16 protein-coding genes are annotated in these 17,959 nt (G+C 45.1%); 9 read left to right on the top strand and 7 right to left on the bottom strand.

Features of this window, described 5'->3' with window-relative positions:
• Nucleotides 1–82: 82 nt before the first annotated feature.
• A complete protein-coding gene (locus J699_RS02275) occupies nucleotides 83–844 on the bottom strand; it encodes an RsiV family protein (RefSeq protein ID WP_032869855.1) in 762 nt (253 codons plus the stop codon).
• Nucleotides 845–974: 130 nt separating this feature from the next.
• Nucleotides 975–1,679 carry an outer membrane lipoprotein chaperone LolA gene (gene lolA, locus J699_RS02280; protein ID WP_005227063.1) on the bottom strand — a complete coding sequence of 235 codons (705 nt, stop codon included), beginning with the start codon at nucleotides 1,677–1,679 and terminating at the stop codon, nucleotides 975–977.
• 290 nt (nucleotides 1,680–1,969) lie between these two features.
• On the opposite strand from lolA, the gene J699_RS02285 reads away from it, so the two are divergent.
• Nucleotides 1,970–2,839: a pirin family protein gene (locus tag J699_RS02285; protein WP_032869858.1), complete on the top strand. Its 870-nt coding sequence runs from the start codon at nucleotides 1,970–1,972 to the stop codon at nucleotides 2,837–2,839.
• Nucleotides 2,840–2,906: 67 nt separating this feature from the next.
• Here J699_RS02285 and rpmA read toward each other — a convergent pair whose 3' ends face one another.
• A complete protein-coding gene (gene rpmA, locus J699_RS02290; RefSeq protein ID WP_004640422.1) occupies nucleotides 2,907–3,161 on the bottom strand; it encodes a 50S ribosomal protein L27 in 255 nt (84 codons plus the stop codon).
• 18 nt (nucleotides 3,162–3,179) lie between these two features.
• Nucleotides 3,180–3,491 carry a 50S ribosomal protein L21 gene (rplU, locus tag J699_RS02295; protein ID WP_004652230.1) on the bottom strand — a complete coding sequence of 104 codons (312 nt, stop codon included), beginning with the start codon at nucleotides 3,489–3,491 and terminating at the stop codon, nucleotides 3,180–3,182.
• 448 nt (nucleotides 3,492–3,939) lie between these two features.
• On the opposite strand from rplU, the gene sdsA reads away from it, so the two are divergent.
• The 8 genes from sdsA to J699_RS02335 all read left to right on the top strand — a co-directional run bounded on the left by sdsA (nucleotide 3,940) and on the right by J699_RS02335 (nucleotide 14,897).
• Nucleotides 3,940–4,917: an All-trans-nonaprenyl-diphosphate synthase gene (gene sdsA / locus J699_RS02300; protein ID WP_005227061.1), complete on the top strand. Its 978-nt coding sequence runs from the start codon at nucleotides 3,940–3,942 to the stop codon at nucleotides 4,915–4,917.
• A gap of 15 nt (nucleotides 4,918–4,932) precedes the next feature.
• Entirely contained in the window at nucleotides 4,933–6,981 is a 2,049-nt protein-coding gene (locus tag J699_RS02305; RefSeq protein WP_005288567.1) for a site-specific recombinase, read from the top strand.
• A 471-nt stretch (nucleotides 6,982–7,452) separates the two neighbouring features.
• Nucleotides 7,453–8,103 carry a phosphatase PAP2 family protein gene (locus J699_RS02310; RefSeq protein WP_032869860.1) on the top strand — a complete coding sequence of 217 codons (651 nt, stop codon included), beginning with the start codon at nucleotides 7,453–7,455 and terminating at the stop codon, nucleotides 8,101–8,103.
• Nucleotides 8,090–9,343 (top strand): efflux RND transporter periplasmic adaptor subunit, encoded by a 1,254-nt coding sequence (locus J699_RS02315; protein ID WP_005227058.1) that lies wholly within the window; start codon nucleotides 8,090–8,092, stop codon nucleotides 9,341–9,343. Before J699_RS02310 ends, J699_RS02315 begins: the two co-directional genes overlap by 14 nt.
• 12 nt (nucleotides 9,344–9,355) lie before the next feature.
• On the top strand, nucleotides 9,356–12,529 hold the full coding sequence (locus tag J699_RS02320; RefSeq protein WP_005227057.1) for an efflux RND transporter permease subunit: 3,174 nt from the start codon (nucleotides 9,356–9,358) through the stop codon (nucleotides 12,527–12,529).
• Nucleotides 12,530–12,534: 5 nt separating this feature from the next.
• Complete coding sequence (gene adeK, locus J699_RS02325; RefSeq protein ID WP_005227056.1) at nucleotides 12,535–13,995, top strand: multidrug efflux RND transporter AdeIJK outer membrane channel subunit AdeK; 1,461 nt, start codon at nucleotides 12,535–12,537, stop codon at nucleotides 13,993–13,995.
• Nucleotides 13,996–14,103: 108 nt separating this feature from the next.
• A complete protein-coding gene (locus J699_RS02330) occupies nucleotides 14,104–14,454 on the top strand; it encodes a YbjQ family protein (RefSeq protein WP_005227055.1) in 351 nt (116 codons plus the stop codon).
• An 8-nt stretch (nucleotides 14,455–14,462) separates the two neighbouring features.
• On the top strand, nucleotides 14,463–14,897 hold the full coding sequence (locus J699_RS02335) for a YbjQ family protein (protein ID WP_032869862.1): 435 nt from the start codon (nucleotides 14,463–14,465) through the stop codon (nucleotides 14,895–14,897).
• 101 nt (nucleotides 14,898–14,998) lie between these two features.
• On the opposite strand, the gene J699_RS02340 is transcribed toward J699_RS02335, so the two are convergent.
• From J699_RS02340 to J699_RS02350, 3 genes are all read right to left on the bottom strand, one after another.
• Nucleotides 14,999–16,627, bottom strand: coding sequence for an OFA family MFS transporter (locus tag J699_RS02340; RefSeq protein ID WP_032869865.1), 1,629 nt, complete (start codon nucleotides 16,625–16,627; stop codon nucleotides 14,999–15,001).
• 234 nt (nucleotides 16,628–16,861) lie between these two features.
• Complete coding sequence (locus J699_RS02345; protein WP_032869867.1) at nucleotides 16,862–17,569, bottom strand: diphthine--ammonia ligase; 708 nt, start codon at nucleotides 17,567–17,569, stop codon at nucleotides 16,862–16,864.
• A 56-nt stretch (nucleotides 17,570–17,625) separates the two neighbouring features.
• Nucleotides 17,626–17,958: a hypothetical protein gene (locus J699_RS02350; RefSeq protein ID WP_032869869.1), complete on the bottom strand. Its 333-nt coding sequence runs from the start codon at nucleotides 17,956–17,958 to the stop codon at nucleotides 17,626–17,628.
• Between the last annotated feature and the right edge of the window lies 1 nt (nucleotide 17,959).

Below are 17,959 nucleotides of genomic sequence, written 5' to 3'. Positions count from 1 at the left end.
TGGCTATAGTGTAAGGCTTAAACCTAAAAAAATACAGCGCTTGTACAGCCTCTACACACGATATGTAGAGGCTGTACTCAAACTAGCCTGCATCTTTTGGCAAGCTCGGTAAGTATTCGGCTTTGACAAACTCCTTCGCCGCATAATATGGCAAGGTCAGTTCGCTCATTCCTTCTGCATAAGAAGCCAGCTCATACAATGGATAAACAAAGACAATGCCGTTCACACCATAGTAATAATTATCACTGACCTGTAACTGGTCTTTCTTGATGTTATGTTGTTCTAACCAGTTCTGATTTGCAGCATACAGTTCATCACGAAGTTTATTATTCATCTCCGGTTTAAGCAGTTCGCTCACGGTAATGTGCTTCTTGTTCTTCAAGTCGAAGTTGACAAACTCCTGATGTGACATGCCATGTGCCGCACCTGTTGAGTATGAATAGCTCTGAATGGCAAAGGTGGCAAGGTTATAATTCTGCCCCACAAAACGGACAGAGGTACTGCTCTCATTTTGCACCATTCCATCAGCGGGAGCTTTAACCTCTTGGTCAGCCAGATTTGCAAACGCATTCGGCTCAGCCTTTTTCATCCGGTTCATGAAATAGTCATCTATCCAGGTCTGGTTGGTGTGTACCGTTTGCAAGTCATAGGTGGTACAGCCATCTTCCAGACACACTTTTTGTTTTGGAATTTTAACGGCAGTAACGGTGGCATGAATAAGCGGAATATCGCTGGTTTTTTCTGTCGGGGGAGCCGCTTCTTTTTTCGGCTGACACCCGGCTAATGCGACAACCGTCAGGATAGGAAGAATGGGAAGAAATTTTGATAATTGTGAAGTATTCATCGTCCTACACGTCTCTGATGTTTTTCTTCACTATACAAAGCCTTGCCCGTAGATGAAATTAAGAAATGTATCTATAAACGGTTCAATAAAAAAAGCCGCATCATCTGCGGCTTTTTTATCTAATCAGGATTTACTGATCAATAATATCTGTGCCCTTTGGCGGTGTAAAATTAAACACCGATGCTGGAATCGACGGATTCACTTTAAGATTATTGAAACGTACATAGGTGGTTTGACCCAAAGAGTCCTGCAAGATCATTAAGTTCGGTGCTTTATTGGCACCAAAACTAATGGTGAGACTTTGGAATGCACCATCTTGCTGTTTCGGATACAAAGTGTAATACAGTTTGCTACGATCCGGCTGGGTCACGCGATAAGACTGCATGATCTGGTTGGTATTGCCCGATAATAATAATGCAGGGGTATTGGCAATTTGATCATCCAGACTTTGACGCACGGCTTGCTGTAAATCAGGATCATAGATCCATACCACCTTACCTGTGGTCACGATCGTTTGTTTGGCCGGACTGGTCGTTTCCCAATAAAATTTTCCTGGACGTTCAACTTTCATCGTTCCCTTAAAGGTCTGATTCATATGTTGAGCGGTCAAACTTTTTTTCTGTGCGGTTTTATTGCTGTTGCTACTTGCAACTTTTGTGGTTTGTTCAAAATCTGCGGTGAATCGTTGCAAGCCAGATAACTGCTGAACCAGACTGTTTGTTGCTTGCTGAGCCGATGCAGCGACAGGTGCAGCAAAGACCTGACTACTCACAACCGGAGCAAGTGTGATTGCACTTAATGTTGCAGCATAAGCCATTTTTTTTACGAAATTCATAAAAACAACCTTCTATCAGATTTCTACTGTTATGCCGACATCTTACTGTTTTTGATCATTAAAAAAATGAAGAAAAGCACAGGTTTTGTGTAGTTCGTGTCGCAAAGTTCTGCATTATGTATGAAGTTGCGACCTTTATGTAGAGATTGTAAGAGTAAAAAATCAACTTTTTGCTGATTCACTCATTCTCAAGTCAATGTCTGGTGAAAGAAAATTATTGATCCGTTTTTATCTAGACGAATCAGTAGCGTTTGCTAAGCTAAAGCCAAGCATATTGAACAGAATCCACCATGAAAAGCCTGGCCTTTATCCACCGTAATGACACGCGTTTTGCCATTGGTGACTTTTATCCGGCATTGTCGGTATTTTCTTATCAGGAACTAGGCAACACCACCTCACCCTTTTTATTACTGGATCATCTGGGGCCTGGACGACTGGCACCGAAAAGCCCAAAAAAAGGCGTGAATGAACATCCGCATCGCGGCTTTGAAACGGTGACCTTTGTGTTTGCAGGTGAATTACAACATCAGGATTCTGCCGGCCATGGCGGCATTATGACATCAGGCGATGTGCAATGGATGACCGCAGCTGCCGGTATTCAACATACTGAACATTTTAGCCCCGCCTTTCGTGAGCGCGGTGGGTATTTTGAAATGCTGCAACTGTGGGTCAATCTTCCCGCAAAAGACAAGATGGCAGCTCCGCGCTATCAAAGCTTGCAGAGTCATAGCATCCCTACAGTGCCACTGGAACATGAGGCAGGTTATGTGCGTATCGTGGCTGGTCAGTTCCGCAATATTCAGGGCATTGCCCACACTTATAGCCCAATGAATGTTTTAGATGTCCATCTAAATAAACAACAGCAACTTATCCTGCCTGCCCATCATGGCGACACGACTTTAATTTATTTACGCAAAGGCAGACTGCAGTTCGCTGCTGATGAAGAGCTTCTGGAAGAGCAAGCCTTGGCGGTAATGTCCAGTTTTGATACCGATGTTGCGATCACCGCCTTAGAAAACTGTGATCTGTTATTTTTATCGGCGCCTCCCTTGCAGGAACCAATCAATGGACATGGCTTTTTTGTGATGAACAGTTATGAGGAGATTTTACAGGCCTATGAAGACTTAAAAACCGGAAACTTTGGAAAAGCTTCGGACTAAACCACAATTTAAAACTTATCCGCATAAAAAAACCCGCTCAACGCGGGTTTTCTCGAACTATTAAAACTTAAGCTTCAACAGTTACATAGCGACGGCCAAACTGACCTTTCACTTCAAATTTTACTACGCCGTCAGCAGTAGCAAATAAAGTATGGTCACGGCCCATACCAACATTTGCACCAGCGTGGAACTCAGTACCACGTTGACGAACGATGATGTTACCAGCAGTTACAGTTTGACCACCGTAAACTTTAACACCCAACATCTTAGGATTCGAATCACGACCGTTCTTCGTCGATCCACCGGCTTTTTTAGTTGCCATGTCTATTTACTCCTCGTGTTAGCCTGCGATACCAGTAATTTTCAACTCGGTAAACCATTGACGGTGACCTTGTTGCTTACGGTAGTGTTTACGACGACGCATTTTGATGATGCGGATTTTGTCGTGACGACCATGGCCAACTACTTCTGCAGTTACTTTTGCGCCAGCTACAACTGGAGCACCGATTTGAATGTTGTCACCGTTAACAACCATTAATACGTCATCAAACGTAATAGTCGCGCCAGTTTCAGCTTTCAATAATTCTACTTTAAGGGTTTCACCCTCAACAACACGGTGCTGTTTACCACCGCTTTGGATTACTGCGTACATAATGTACTCCAACTTGCCCGTGTCGTCGTGCCGATAAAGGGACATATCGATCTTAAGACGAACGCCACTGGGGTTATACAAGGGGACAAATTTTAAGTGAAAATTGCTCAAACAACAAGTAATTTTGCATAAATGCCCGTATATCGATAACTTGCTTGGAATTTTTAGTAAAATCAATTAGATTGTGGGCGCACTTTTTTGATTGATTCGCGTCAAGATTTGCAATACATTTTCAAAAACAAATTGTGACAATAACAAACTGTATTTTGTACTGTGGTGAGTAAAGTAATAACGCTTGGTGGGAACAGCCCTTTTTCTGTCTAATTTAAGAGCAAAGAGTTCATGATCGCGTTTTAAATAGCGGATTACACCGTCTGCATAACAGTTTAGTCACAGATTAATTGCTACACTTGGCAACATTACCCACCTATACGAGGTTTTTCTTCATATGGTTATCGATTTTAAGCAAGACATTCTCTCCCCTGTTGCGACAGATTTTGCTGCGATGGATCGCCTCATCAATGAAGGAATTAGCTCAAAAGTCGGTTTGGTGATGAGTGTCAGCAAGCATGTGGTCGAAGCCGGTGGCAAACGCATGCGTCCGATTATGTGCCTACTTGCAGCCCGTGCCTGCGGTTTGGCCGATATGCAACAGGCCCAGCATCTGGCGGCCGTGATTGAAATGCTGCACACCGCTACACTGGTCCATGATGATGTGGTCGATGAATCGAGCTTGCGCCGTGGTCGTCCAACCGCAAATGCAACCTGGAACAACCAGACTGCAGTTCTGGTCGGTGATTTCCTGATCTCACGTGCGTTTGATCTGTTGGTTGACCTGAATAACATGACCTTATTGAAAGATTTTTCAACCGGAACTTGTGAAATCGCGGAAGGTGAAGTTCTGCAACTGCAATCACAGCATCAGCCGGATACCACCGAAGAAACCTATCTCAGCATTATTCACGGCAAAACATCACGTTTATTCGAACTTGCGACTGAAGGTGCGGCAATTTTAGCGGGGGCGGAAGAATATCGGGAACCGTTACGTCGCTTCGCCGGCCATTTTGGCAATGCCTTTCAGATCATCGATGATATTCTGGATTACACCTCCGATGCAGAAACATTAGGTAAAAATATCGGTGATGATTTAATGGAAGGTAAACCAACTTTACCGTTAATTTCAGCATTAGCTCATTCAACTGGTGATGATCATGCGATTATTCGTCGCAGTATTGCAACAGGTGGTGTTGAGCAACTGGACAAAGTGATTGAAATTGTTCATCACTCTGGTGGCCTGGAATATTGTCAAAAACGTGCTCAGCAGGAAACAGATGCGGCTTTGGAAGCATTAAAAGCGCTGCCTGATAATGAATATCGCCAAGCACTGATCAATTTGACGCTCATGGCTTTACATCGACTACAATAATTTTTCTGACTGCTTATGCATTTAACTTTATCTGATCTTTTTTTAAAAATGCAGGAACAGCTTGACCAACCTCAAGCTGTTCTTGATGAAAATCTCCTGATTGAACTGGTCAATCGTATCCGCCCTAAAAATCCAAACGATGCGGATGAAGTCAAACAACGTATTCACGCCCTGATCAGAATCTTATTACTCACCCCAACCTCTGCCATTCTGCTACAAAACTTTTTACTCAAACTGATCAGCCAATATAAACAGATTAGTTTATATGCCGATAGCGGCATTCTTTCGCTGGATGGTTTCTGGAATCAGTTAGGACAGCGTTTAGGGGCACATTTCCTGCCGCTGGTCGAGGATGGTCAACAACTGAAAACCCTGATTGGAAAAGTCTTTCATCAGGAAAATGATTATGAATGGCTGGATCTGATCGATAATCAGGACTGGACGACCTTATTTAACCTATTGGCTGAAAGTCAAAGCAATACCATCGAAAAACAGGTTTCCAAAAACGAACTGATCAAGGCAATTACGGTTTTATCTTACCGGATTAGCGGAATTGGCCTGTATCCTGAGTTTATTAATGCTCAGCCGGATATTATCGAATACGAATCGCCTTTTCTGGTTCAGAACCGCGATATCATTGAGTTCATTGAGAAATATAAAAAACAGATTGAAGATCAGGATGCGGTTGTAGTTTTACCCCCACCTGATGCCTCACAAGCCTTTGTGATGCTGGACCAGTGTCGTGATGTGGTACTTAAAATACGTCGTGCCACCAAACGGATCGGGGTCAGTATCAGTCTGACCTATCTGCTATCGTTACTGGAGCAGTCTCTGGACCGGATTGAACTGTTGCTGACACTCTTGGCCAGTAAAACTGAAGCGCGTTATACCGCACTGGGCGAATTGATCATCGATTTGACCAAAGCGCATTATGATAGTAAAAGTGTTCGTCATTTACTTAACTCGACCAGTGAACTGATCGCCCTTCAGGTGACTGAAAACGCCAGTAGAACGGGTGAGCATTATGTAAGTACCGACAAGGCTGGCTTCTTTGGTATGTACAAGGCAGCGGCTGGCGCAGGTGTGATTATTGCCATCATGGCAAGCCTCAAAATTTTAACTGCACGTTTAGTGCTTGCACCATTAATGCAAGCCTTTTTGTTCAGTATGAATTACTCGCTGGGCTTTTTACTGATTCACGTATTGCACTTTACAGTGGCGACCAAACAGCCAGCCATGACAGCGGCTGCACTTGCAACCACGGTACAGCAACAGAAAGGCAGTAAAACCGCTCAGATTGCTGAGCTGGCCGCTTTGATTATTAATATTATCCGGACCCAGTTTATTGCGATTCTGGGGAATATTTCGATTGCGATTCCGACGGCGGCGCTGATTACCTTTTTGTGGCAATACAATCTGGGAGAACCGCTGCTTAACCACGCCAAATCGGCAAAAATTCTGCATAGTCTCAACCCCTTCACTTCTTTAGCGGTGCCTCATGCCGCAATTGCCGGCGTCTGTCTGTTTTTATCCGGGCTGATTGCCGGCTATTTTGATAATCTGGCCGTCTATCGTAAGGTAGGGCCGCGTCTAAGACAGCATCCACGTCTCAAGCGCTGGATGGGACAAAAACGTCTGGATAAATTTGCAAGCTATATTGAGACCAATCTCGGTGCCTTGGCTGGTAATTTCCTGTTCGGGATTATGCTGGGAAGTATGGGTACGATTGGATTCATTCTGGGGTTACCTTTGGATATCCGTCATATTGCCTTTGCCTCGGCGAACTTTATCCAGGGTCTAATGACCATTGGTAATCCGGATATCGGTCTGATTATCGTGTCATTCCTCGGCGTCCTGCTCATTGGTCTCACCAACTTATTTGTCAGCTTTACCTTGACCATTATTGTGGCTTTGCGTGCTCGCCGGGTTCGTTTTGCACAATGGAAACCTTTGGCCAAATTAGTGATGACCCACTTCCTGACCCGACCAAGCGATTTTTTCTGGCCGCCAAAGCAACCGGTTGAAGTGGAAGAGCAGCCTAAAAACGCCTCATCATCTCATTAACTTTGTACAGAAAAGTCAGCAAACTACAAGTCTAACATTTGAACTATTTTTGGATATAATCAACCCGCCAGAAATAGTTTCAATAGATCGGTTGCCCCTTTCTATGCTGCGCTTGGTGCAACAAGTGATCGCTGATCTGAACTGGATTTTTTAGTTAAACTTAAAAAAACGGGCACAGCGGATGCGGTGAATTTATGACTTTATTTTTACAGATGTTCTGTCAGAAACTTGATGGATTGATGTATTCTCAACAGCTGAAAAAATGATTAAAGCGCATGAATGCCACATTAAACACTTAAAAGCCAAAATGAGATATGCATCAAATTTTGTTATGTTTTTTTACTGAACCTTAAAAAAACTTCAAAATGAAATTATCATAAAATTTCAAGACTTGACCTAAAGTGTACTCGCGAGTACACTTTCAAACACTCAACAACCCTGAACAACGGTTAAGCAAATAATGAGTAGCGCATGCCGTACCTATTGCTTTGTATTGGTTGCTTTTTTTTAGGACTCGGTGCGATTGGATTCATGAATGCCAACGCATCAACTTTAGACCTTTTTAGTGTTCAAGCTTTTTTTGAGCACCGTTCATTTACGCTTAACCATGTGACAGTTCTGCTCTCCCGTCTGGGTGGCATGCCTTTTTTATTATTTTTAACCTTTATTTTGTGTGTGTACCAAAGCTGGATTAAAAATTATAGGAATGTGACCTTTATCGCTTTAAGCGTGAGTGGCAGTATTGTGATTGGTTGGCTTCTGAAATGGAGCATTGATCGGCCAAGACCAATGGAGTTTTATCACTTGGTTCAAAGTTATGGCGCATCCTTCCCAAGTGCCCATAGCCTTTATGCTGCAACCCTGGCGAGTATCATCATGTTGTTATGCCAACAACATAAATATCGCACCAGTGTCATTTTAGTATCTACTTTATGGTTTATTTTCATGGGGATATCTAGAGTTTATGCGGGGGTTCACTACCCGACCGACGTTCTTGCCGGTTGGGGAATTGGGTTGATTTGGACTGCGTTGCTTTGGTTTGGGCTGTATCAAAGCACTTTCAGCAACAATTTGTTTTTAGATAAAAAATCTAAATTGAGGTGGAATAATGATGTCGGCTAAGCTTTGGGCTCCTGCCCTCACTGCTTGCGCATTAGCAACAAGCATTGCGCTTGTTGGTTGTAGCAAAGATCCTAAAGATGCACAGCAAGCTGCTGCTGCTCAAAAAATGCCACCTGCTGAAGTAGGTGTCATTGTTGCTCAACCACAAAGCGTTGAACAGAACGTCGAACTGTCAGGCCGAACCTCTGCGTATCAAGTTTCAGAAGTTCGTCCGCAAACAGGCGGCGTAATTTTAAAACGATTATTTGCTGAAGGTAGCTACGTTCAGGCGGGTCAAGCACTCTATCAAATTGATGCAAATACCAACCGTGCGACTGCAGACAATGCACGTGCGGCGTTATTACGTCAACAAGCGAACCTGAATGCTTTACGCGTAAAAGAAGGCCGTTATCGTCAACTTGTGGGAACCAATGCGGTTTCTAAACAAGAATATGACGATATCAATGCTCAGGTCAAACTGGCTGAAGCAGATGTTGCAGCGTCTCAAGCCGCATTGAAAAATGCTGAAATTACCTTGGGCTACTCAACTGTGCGTGCGCCAATTTCTGGTCAGTCTAGCCGTTCTTCGGTGACACCAGGTGCATTGGTGACTGCAAACCAGGCCGATCCATTGGTGACCATTCAACAACTTGATCCGATCTATGTGGATATCAACCAATCAAGTGCCGAGTTATTGCGTCTGCGTCAACAACTGAGCAAAGGCAGCTTGAATAACAGTAACAATACCCGTGTCAAAATCACGCTTGAAGATGGGTCGGAATACCCTGTCGAAGGCCAGCTGGCATTCTCTGATGCAAGTGTCAATCCAGATACAGGTACCGTGACTTTACGTGCGGTGTTCTCGAATCCAAACCATTTGTTATTACCAGGCATGTATGCAACTGCCAAGATTTCGCAAGGGATTTTGCCTAATGCTTACCTGATTCCACAAGCAGCGGTATCTCGTTTACCGACAGGACAAGCCATTGCAATGGTTGTCAATGCCAAAGGTGTGATTGAAACCCGTCCGGTCACCACTGCTGGTGTCAAAGGTCAGGACTGGATTATAACGAATGGCCTACAGGCTGGTGATAAAGTTGTTGTTGACGGTGTGGCTAAGGTCAAAGAAGGACAGGAAGTGTCTGTAAAACCTTATCAACCAAAAGCAGCTGAAGGTCAGAATGCAGCGCCAAAAGCAGCAGAACAACAAAAGCAAGCCAACTCACCAAAAGCTGAACAAAAAGCAACTTCAGAAGCTTAAGGGGTAGATTGCATGGCTCAATTTTTTATCCATCGCCCAATTTTCGCTTGGGTGATTGCACTGGTCATTATGTTGGCGGGGATTATCACGCTGACAAAAATGCCAGTTGCACAATATCCGACAATTGCCCCCCCCACGGTCACGATTTCTGCGACTTATCCTGGGGCTTCTGCTCAAACTGTTGAAAATACCGTTACCCAGATCATTGAACAACAAATGAATGGTCTGGATGGGTTACGTTACATTTCATCGAACAGTGCGGGTAATGGTCAAGCATCCATTAACTTGAACTTCGAACAAGGTATCGATCCGGATATCGCACAGGTTCAGGTTCAAAACAAATTGCAATCGGCAACAGCGCTGTTACCTGCTGACGTACAACGTCAGGGTGTAAAAGTCACCAAGTCTGGCGCCAGCTTCTTGCAGGTTATCGCGTTCTATTCGCCAGATAACAGTCTGTCTGCATCGGACATTAAAGACTATGTAAACTCAAACATTTCTGAACCGCTAAGTCGTGTTGCAGGTGTGGGTGAACTACAGGTGTTTGGTGGTTCGTATGCGATGCGTGTCTGGTTAGATCCGGCAAAACTGACCAGCTTTAACCTGACACCAAACGATGTGGCAACCGCAATTCGTGCACAAAACTCGCAAGTTGCAGTCGGTCAGCTCGGTGGTGCGCCATCAACAGCAGGCCAAGTCCTGAATGCGACGGTAAATGCACAAAGCATGTTGCAAACACCTGAGCAATTTAAAAACATCTTCCTGAAAAACTCGTCAGATGGTGCACAGGTACGTTTGGGTGATGTCGCTCGTGTAGAATTGGGTTCTGATAACTATCAGTTCGACTCGAAATTTAATGGTAACCCTGCGGGTGGTGTTGCAATCAAACTTGCAACCGGCGCCAACGCACTTGATACAGCAGCAGCGGTTGAAAAACGTTTATCCGAGTTACGTCATAACTATCCAAGCGGTTTAAAAGACAAGCTTGCTTATGACACCACTCCGTTTATTCGTCTATCAATTGAAAGTGTTGTCCACACGCTGATTGAAGCAGTGGTCTTGGTATTTATCGTGATGTTCCTGTTCTTGCAGAACTGGCGCGCAACGATTATTCCAACTCTGGCGGTACCTGTGGTTGTACTGGGTACATTTGCCGTAATTAATATCTTCGGTTTCTCGATTAACACCTTGACCATGTTCGCCATGGTACTGGCCATCGGTCTTCTGGTCGATGATGCCATCGTTGTGGTCGAGAACGTTGAACGGGTGATGCAAGAAGAACATCTGGAACCTGTGCCTGCGACCGAAAAGTCGATGAGTCAGATTTCTGGTGCGCTGGTGGGTATTACCAGTGTATTAACCGCGGTATTCGTACCGATGGCATTCTTTAGTGGAACCACCGGGGTAATTTACCGTCAGTTCTCCATCACCTTGGTTACGGCGATGATCCTTTCTTTGATCGTGGCATTAACCTTTACCCCTGCCCTGTGTGCGACCCTGTTAAAGCAACATGATCCAAACAAAGAACAAAGCAATAACATTTTTGCGCGCTTCTTCCGCTGGTTTAACCGTAGCTTCGAAAAAGTTGCAGTGAAATACCAAGGTGGTGTCAATCGCATGACTCACCACAAGTTATTCTCTGGTGTGCTTTATATTGCGGTGATCGCAGCTTTGGTCGGCATCTACAAAATGTTGCCATCTTCATTCTTGCCAGAAGAAGACCAGGGTGTGGTCATGACCTTAGTGCAGTTACCACCGAGCGCAAGCTTGGAGCGTACCGATAAAGTCATTGATACCATGACAGGCTATTTCCTGAACAAGGAAAAAGAAAACGTCGATTCGATCTTTACTGTGGCTGGTTTCTCATTCACAGGGGTCGGTCAAAACGCGGGTCTGGCCTTCATCAAGTTAAAAGACTGGAGCGAGCGTACAACGCCTGAATCACAGATCGGTGCCATTATTCAACGTGGTATGGCATTGAACATGATTGTGAAAGATGCATCGTACATCATGCCATTACAGTTACCTGCAATGCCTGAATTGGGTGTCGCGTCTGGTTTCGATATCCAGTTGAAAGATGTAAGCGGTCAAGGTCATGAGAAACTGATTGCGGCACGTAATGCGGTATTAGGCATGGCATCACAAGACAAACGTCTTGCCGGTGTGCGTCCGAATGGTCAGGAAGATACACCACAGTACCAGATCACCATTGATCAGGCGCAAGCAGGTGCAATGGGTGTTAGCCTTGCAGATATTAACAGCACCATGAGCATGGCTTGGGGTGGTTCATATATCAATGACTTCGTTGACCGTGGTCGTGTGAAGAAAGTTTATGTTCAGGGTGAAGCGAATACACGCATGATGCCTGAAGACCTAAACAAGTGGTATGTACGTAATAACAAGGGTGAAATGGTTCCATTCTCTGGCTTTGCCAAAGGTGAATGGACTTACGGTTCTCCTCGTCTAGAGCGTTATAACGGCGTATCATCGGTGAACATCCAGGGTACTCCTGCACCGGGCGTCAGCTCTGGTGATGCAATGATCGCCATGGAGGAAATCATTGGTAAGTTACCATCAATGGGCTTAACCGGTTTCGACTATGAGTGGAGCGGTTTATCTCTGGAAGAACGTGATTCTGGTAGCCAGACAGCACCATTACTGGTTCTTTCATTATTGATCGTGTTCCTGTGTCTTGCTGCATTATATGAAAGCTGGTCAGTCCCTGTGTCGGTATTACTGGTTGTACCATTAGGTATCGTCGGTGCATTTACACTGACCTGGTTAGGTATGATCATTAAAGGAGATCCAAACTTATCCTTTAACATCTACTTCCAGGTGGCGATTGTTGCGGTAATCGGTCTTTCAGCGAAGAACGCCATTCTGATTGTCGAATTCGCCAAAGAATTGCAAGAACAAGGTGAAGACCTGTTTGAAGCAACCTTACATGCAGCAAAAATGCGTTTACGCCCAATCGTCATGACTACACTGGCTTTCGGTTTCGGTGTACTGCCACTTGCCCTTGCAAGCGGTGCCGGTGCGGGTAGCCAACACTCGGTCGGTTATGGTGTACTGGGTGGTGTAATTTCTTCAACACTTTTAGGTATCTTCTTCATCCCTGTATTCTTCGTGTGGATTCGTAGTATCTTTAAGTACAAACCTAAAACTTTAAATACTCAGGAGCATTGATCGTGATGCAAACTGTATGGTCTATTTCCAGTCGTGGCATTGCAATCTCTGCACTCGCGCTGTCTTTGGCTGCCTGCCAAAGCATGCGCGGGCCAGAGCCTGTGGTAAGCTCAGATATTCCTGAAAGCTACGCGTCTTATGGCAATGCTTCTGGAACATCAATCGCGGAACAAGGTTACAAAGATTTCTTTGCTGACCAGCGCTTACTGCAAGTGATTGATATGGCGCTTGCCAATAACCGTGATTTACGTACCGCTACTTTGAATATTCAAAAAGCTCAGCAGCAATACCAGATCTCGGAAAACAACCAGTTGCCAACCATTGGCGCAAGTGGTAGTGCCGTTCGTCAGGTCACCCCTAGCCGTGATCCGGGCAACCCCTATTCAACCTATCAGGTGGGCTTGGGTCTGACCTCTTATGAGCTGGATTTCTGGGGTCGTGTACGCAGCCTGAAAGATGCAGCCCTAGATAGCTATCTCGCGACGCAAAGTTCACGTGATGCCACGCAAATCAGCTTAATTGGTCAGGTCACTCAGGCTTGGTTAAATTACTCGTTTGCAAGTGCACAACTTAAACTTGCAGATCAGACGCTAAAAGCGCAACAAGACTCGTTCAACCTGAACAAAAAACGTTTTGATGTCGGTATTGATAGTGAAATTCCTGTACGTCAGGCACAGATTTCAGTTGAAACAGCACGTAATGATGTGGCCAACTACAAAACCCAGATTGCTCAGGCACAAAACCTGTTGAACTTACTGGTGGGCCAGCAGGTTCCTCAGAATCTGTTGCCACAACAGCAAGTTGCGCGTATCACCCGACAAGGTGTATTAAGTGCCGGTTTACCAAGTGACTTATTGAACAACCGTCCGGATGTCAAAGCCTCTGAATACCAGTTAAGTGCTGCGGGTGCGAATATTGGTGCTGCCAAAGCACAACTGTTCCCAACCATTAGCCTGACCGGTTCTGCGGGTTATGCATCGACTGACTTGAGTGATTTATTCAAATCAGCCAATGGATTATGGTCAATTGGTCCAAGCCTGAATATCCCGATCTTTGACTGGGGTACACGTAAGGCCAACATCAAAATCTCTGAAACAGATCAGAAAATTGCATTGGCTAACTATGAGAAGTCTGTCCAGTCAGCTTTCCGTGAAGTGAATGATGCCTTGGCAACACGTGCCAACATTGGCGATCGTTTAACTGCGCAACGCCGTTTGGTTGATGCGACCAATACGACCTATAAACTTTCAAATGCCCGCTTCCGTGCTGGTATTGATAGTTACCTGACCGTGTTGGATGCTCAGCGTTCTGCTTACTCAGCGGAACAAGGCTTGTTGTTATTGCAACAGGCTGACCTGAACAATCAGGTTGAGCTCTATAAAACACTGGGTGGCGGCTTAAAAGCCTCAACCAGCGAGACGGTTACGCACCAGCCTTCAAGCTCACAACAGCACTACGCAAAATAATTTGATTTTGCAGACAAAAAAGCTCACTTCGGTGAGCTTTTTTATTGCAACAATTGCGAATATTTCTTATCTTCAAACACTGAAATATTGATGATTTAGAAGAAAACAATGTTACTGAGCAGTTTAGAATCTGTACCCGGCCATGAAATTTTACGTCAGCTTGATGTGGTTTATGGCAGCACCGTCCGCAGTAAGCATGTCGGACGTGACCTGATGGCGGGTTTAAAGAATATTGTCGGCGGTGAACTGACAGGCTATACCGAACTACTCGAAGAGTCACGCCAAGAAGCCACACAACGGATGATTGATAAGGCAAAAGCTTTAGGTGCCAATGCCATTGTGGGCATCCGTTTCTCGACCTCAAATATTGCCCAAGGTGCATCTGAGCTGTTTGTTTATGGTACAGCGGTGGTGGTGCAGCCTGTTGCACCTAAACTTCCTGATCCATTCGGCGCATAGGCAAGCATATGGAAGGATTAATTTTTCAGATTGTCCTGTTTCTGATCCTGTTTACTGTGGGTTGGGGCTTTGGTCGCCATATCGAGCAAAAACACTTACGTGAACTGGATCAGAAAGAACAACAGTTCGCCCATATCCGGATTGATACCAATCGCTTTGTACACACCACAGCATCAGGGCAAATGATCAGCAGTAATGTGGTGATCTCTCACGATTATTTTAAATATGTACTGGCCTCCATTCGCAACTTCTTTGGGGGGCGTCTGGTCAGCTATGAAAGTGTGGTGGAACGTGCGCGTCGTGAAGCTGTGGTTCGCCTGAAGCAAGAAGCGCATGCTATGGGCGCTAAACAGATTATGGGCGTTCGCCTCAGTACGACAGAACTGGGGATGCAAGGTGGCATGGTTGAAGTGTTTGCTTATGGAACGGCAATCATCGAATAAGCTGTTCTAGTCGCATATTCTCAAGCCGCACCAGACAGATCGAACACAATAAAAAAAATGCCTCATGACTCGAGGCATTTTTTATGACTAGGATTTTCAGGTTAATGAAATAAAACGATCGCCTTTTGTAAGGTAAAACAAATGCCTGCCAGCAAAGGCAGACCCACCACCAGCCAGGCCAGTACCACAGTAATTGTCTTGGAAGGTGCATGTACTACATCATGATTCAGGCTTAAATCTTGCGGTAATTTCTCATGAGCCAAGGCCTTCTCGGCAGCCAATTCAGCCTCGGTCATGTATTGATCTTCATCAACTGGCTTGACCATTAAATTGAGGACAAATCCAATGGCTAGCATAGCCGCCAGAATATACATGGTCGTATCATAAGATTGCGCTTGAGCCACGCCATGCGCCAGTTGATAATCTCGAATATTGGTAATCAGCAAGGTGCCCAATACACCAGCCACAGACCATGCAGTCAGCAAACGACCATGAATTGCCCCGACCATTTGGGTACCAAAAATATCCGCCAGATAAGCAGGTACTGTAGCGAAGCCCCCGCCATACATGGACAGAATGACGCAGAAAGCTAAAACGAATAAAGGCAGGTTTTCGGCATGAGCCAGTTGCGGGATCGAAACGTATAATAAGAAGCCTAAGGCCAGAAAAATAAAATAGGTATTTTTACGGCCAATAAAATCCGATGCAGATGCCCAGAAGAAGCGCCCACCAATATTAAATAATGACAGTAAACCGGTAAATCCTGCGGCAAAGGTCGCAATCTGCATTTTTTGTTCTGTATTTAATTCATTGATCCCGATCTCTAAACCTATCAGACGTCCACCAAACACTTCCTGCAACAACGGAGACGCCATCGCTAAAATACCAATACCTGCCGAAACATTTAAGCACAGTACGCCCCAAATCAGCCAAAACTGCTTGGTTTTCCATGCCTTATTTAAATGTACATGACGACTGGTGACCAGCGCATTCGCTTGGCTTGCTGCGGGTTGCCAGCCACTTGGTTTCCAGTTTGAAGGCGGAATCCGATAACCGAATGCACCTCCCATCATAAAAACAAAGTAAACGGCGGCTAAGACCAGAAAGGTTTGCCATACACCTACAGAAATATCGGTCGCGAAAAACTTCATCAACTGATCCGCGAGCGGCGCGCCAATCATGGCACCGCCACCAAAGCCCATGATGGCAAGACCTGTGGCGAGACCTCGACGGTCCGGGAACCACTTAATCAGGGTAGATACAGGCGAAATATAACCCAGTCCCAGCCCGATGCCTCCGATTCCCCCTCCTAGCCACAACAGCCACAATTGATGCGTATATACACCTAGCGCCGCCAGGATCAAACCACCAGCCCAGCAAAATGCCGCAACCACACCCGCCTTCCGTGGTCCTGCATGCTCAAGCCACCCCCCAAATAAAAAGGCAGATGAGCCCAGGAATACAAAAAACAAGGTGTACATGATGCTTAGGGTAGACACTGTCCAATCACAGGTCGTGGTGAACAGTTGTTCAAGCAAACCGATATCTTTACATTCAATCGGCACATCAATTCCCAGAGCTTTGGACAAGGGCAACCAAAATACGGAAAAGCCATAGGCCATACCAATACTGAGATGAATTGCCAGTGCGGCAGGTGGCAGTAGCCAACGGTTATAGCCCGCGTGGGCAATCGTACGTTCCTTGGCCAAAAGTGAAAGTCGTCGTTCCATCTACAATCTCCATGCCTTCACGGTTAAAGTGAGGCAAGCTTTTTTCATTTTTGTGCAACCCGAAGCAGCGCTCAGACCTGCTTGCTACGGTGTGGTTCTATTGGGGTAAAACACAATCGATCTAGCGATTGTGCATAAGCTCCATAATGTTGATCAAACCGCTTTAACCCATTAAAAATAAAGAAATAATTTAATAAATTTCAACCGTCCTGTGTCATATACAGGACCTGGGTGCTACTCTGCAAAAATCGCCTGCCAGTAGTGATAGGTTTTTTCTTCGCCATTGTCCAGCTTAAATTCATATGACAGCTGACGTGTTTCCGCGATTTCAAACTCAACAGGATGCTTGAATAAAGCACCTGCATAAGCAAAGCTATGATATTCGCCATTTTCACCACAAACATCCACCTCCGCTGGCATACGCTCAAGCAAAGCGGCATCAATATCCTGCCCGATAAAGGATTCATCAAGTTTGCTGGCATCGGTCACGATGATTTTGGTTTTGATTCCTGAATCCAGAAAATCCTGCATTACCTCAGCCGAGTTCAGGTTCCAGATCGGCTCCACCACTTCAATGCCTAAAGGGTGCAAACGCTCTTCACGATATTGCCGTACATCGCTCAGGTAAATATCGCCAAAGATAAAATGCTCCACCCCTTGCGCTTTAAAGTGATTGGCGGCTTCCAGCATAAGTTGTTCATATACGGGAAGGTTTTTGGGCAGAAATACCGGATAAAGCGGAATGCCAATACTCTCAGCCTGTTTTTCTAGCAGTCTATGTGGTATCGCATGCATCGAAGACAGTTCAGTCTCTTCATTGACCGTGGTCAATAGTGCGATAACCTGAAACTCTTTTTCTTGTAAGACTTTATACAAGGCCAAAGCAGAGTCTTTGCCCCCGCTCCAGTTAAAAACGGCTTTCTTGCGGCTATCTACTGTCATTTCATTCTACCTTTGGCATCTATCAGTCAGACCAGATTCTTCATTATTTCAGGCAACTACATGATACTTGTGACATATAAAAGCAATAGTAAAGTTAAGCCCGCAAAAACCCATATAACAGTAGGCACAATTGTTGGTTTCTTTTTAATCATAATCGGCAAGGCAATCAGAGTGGCTAACAAGCTGATCGGTGCTGTCAACATAAAAACGAAGATCGCAGCATAGCCGCTGCCACCTTCAAAGTCTGCCATATTAAAGGTGAATAGCCAGCTCAATCCGCCACCCACAACAATGCTGGCGGGTAATGCAAGCACCACATAGCCGACAATAGAGGCAATCGATACGCGATGACCAGAGACAGAGTCAGGCAAACGCGGGCTATCGGCCATG

The sequence above is a fragment of the Acinetobacter sp. 1000160 genome, assembly GCF_000588715.1.
Lineage (GTDB): Bacteria > Pseudomonadota > Gammaproteobacteria > Pseudomonadales > Moraxellaceae > Acinetobacter > Acinetobacter courvalinii.
The sequence above is the reverse complement of the archived record's forward strand: the minus strand, read 5'-3'. Positions and strand labels throughout refer to the sequence as shown.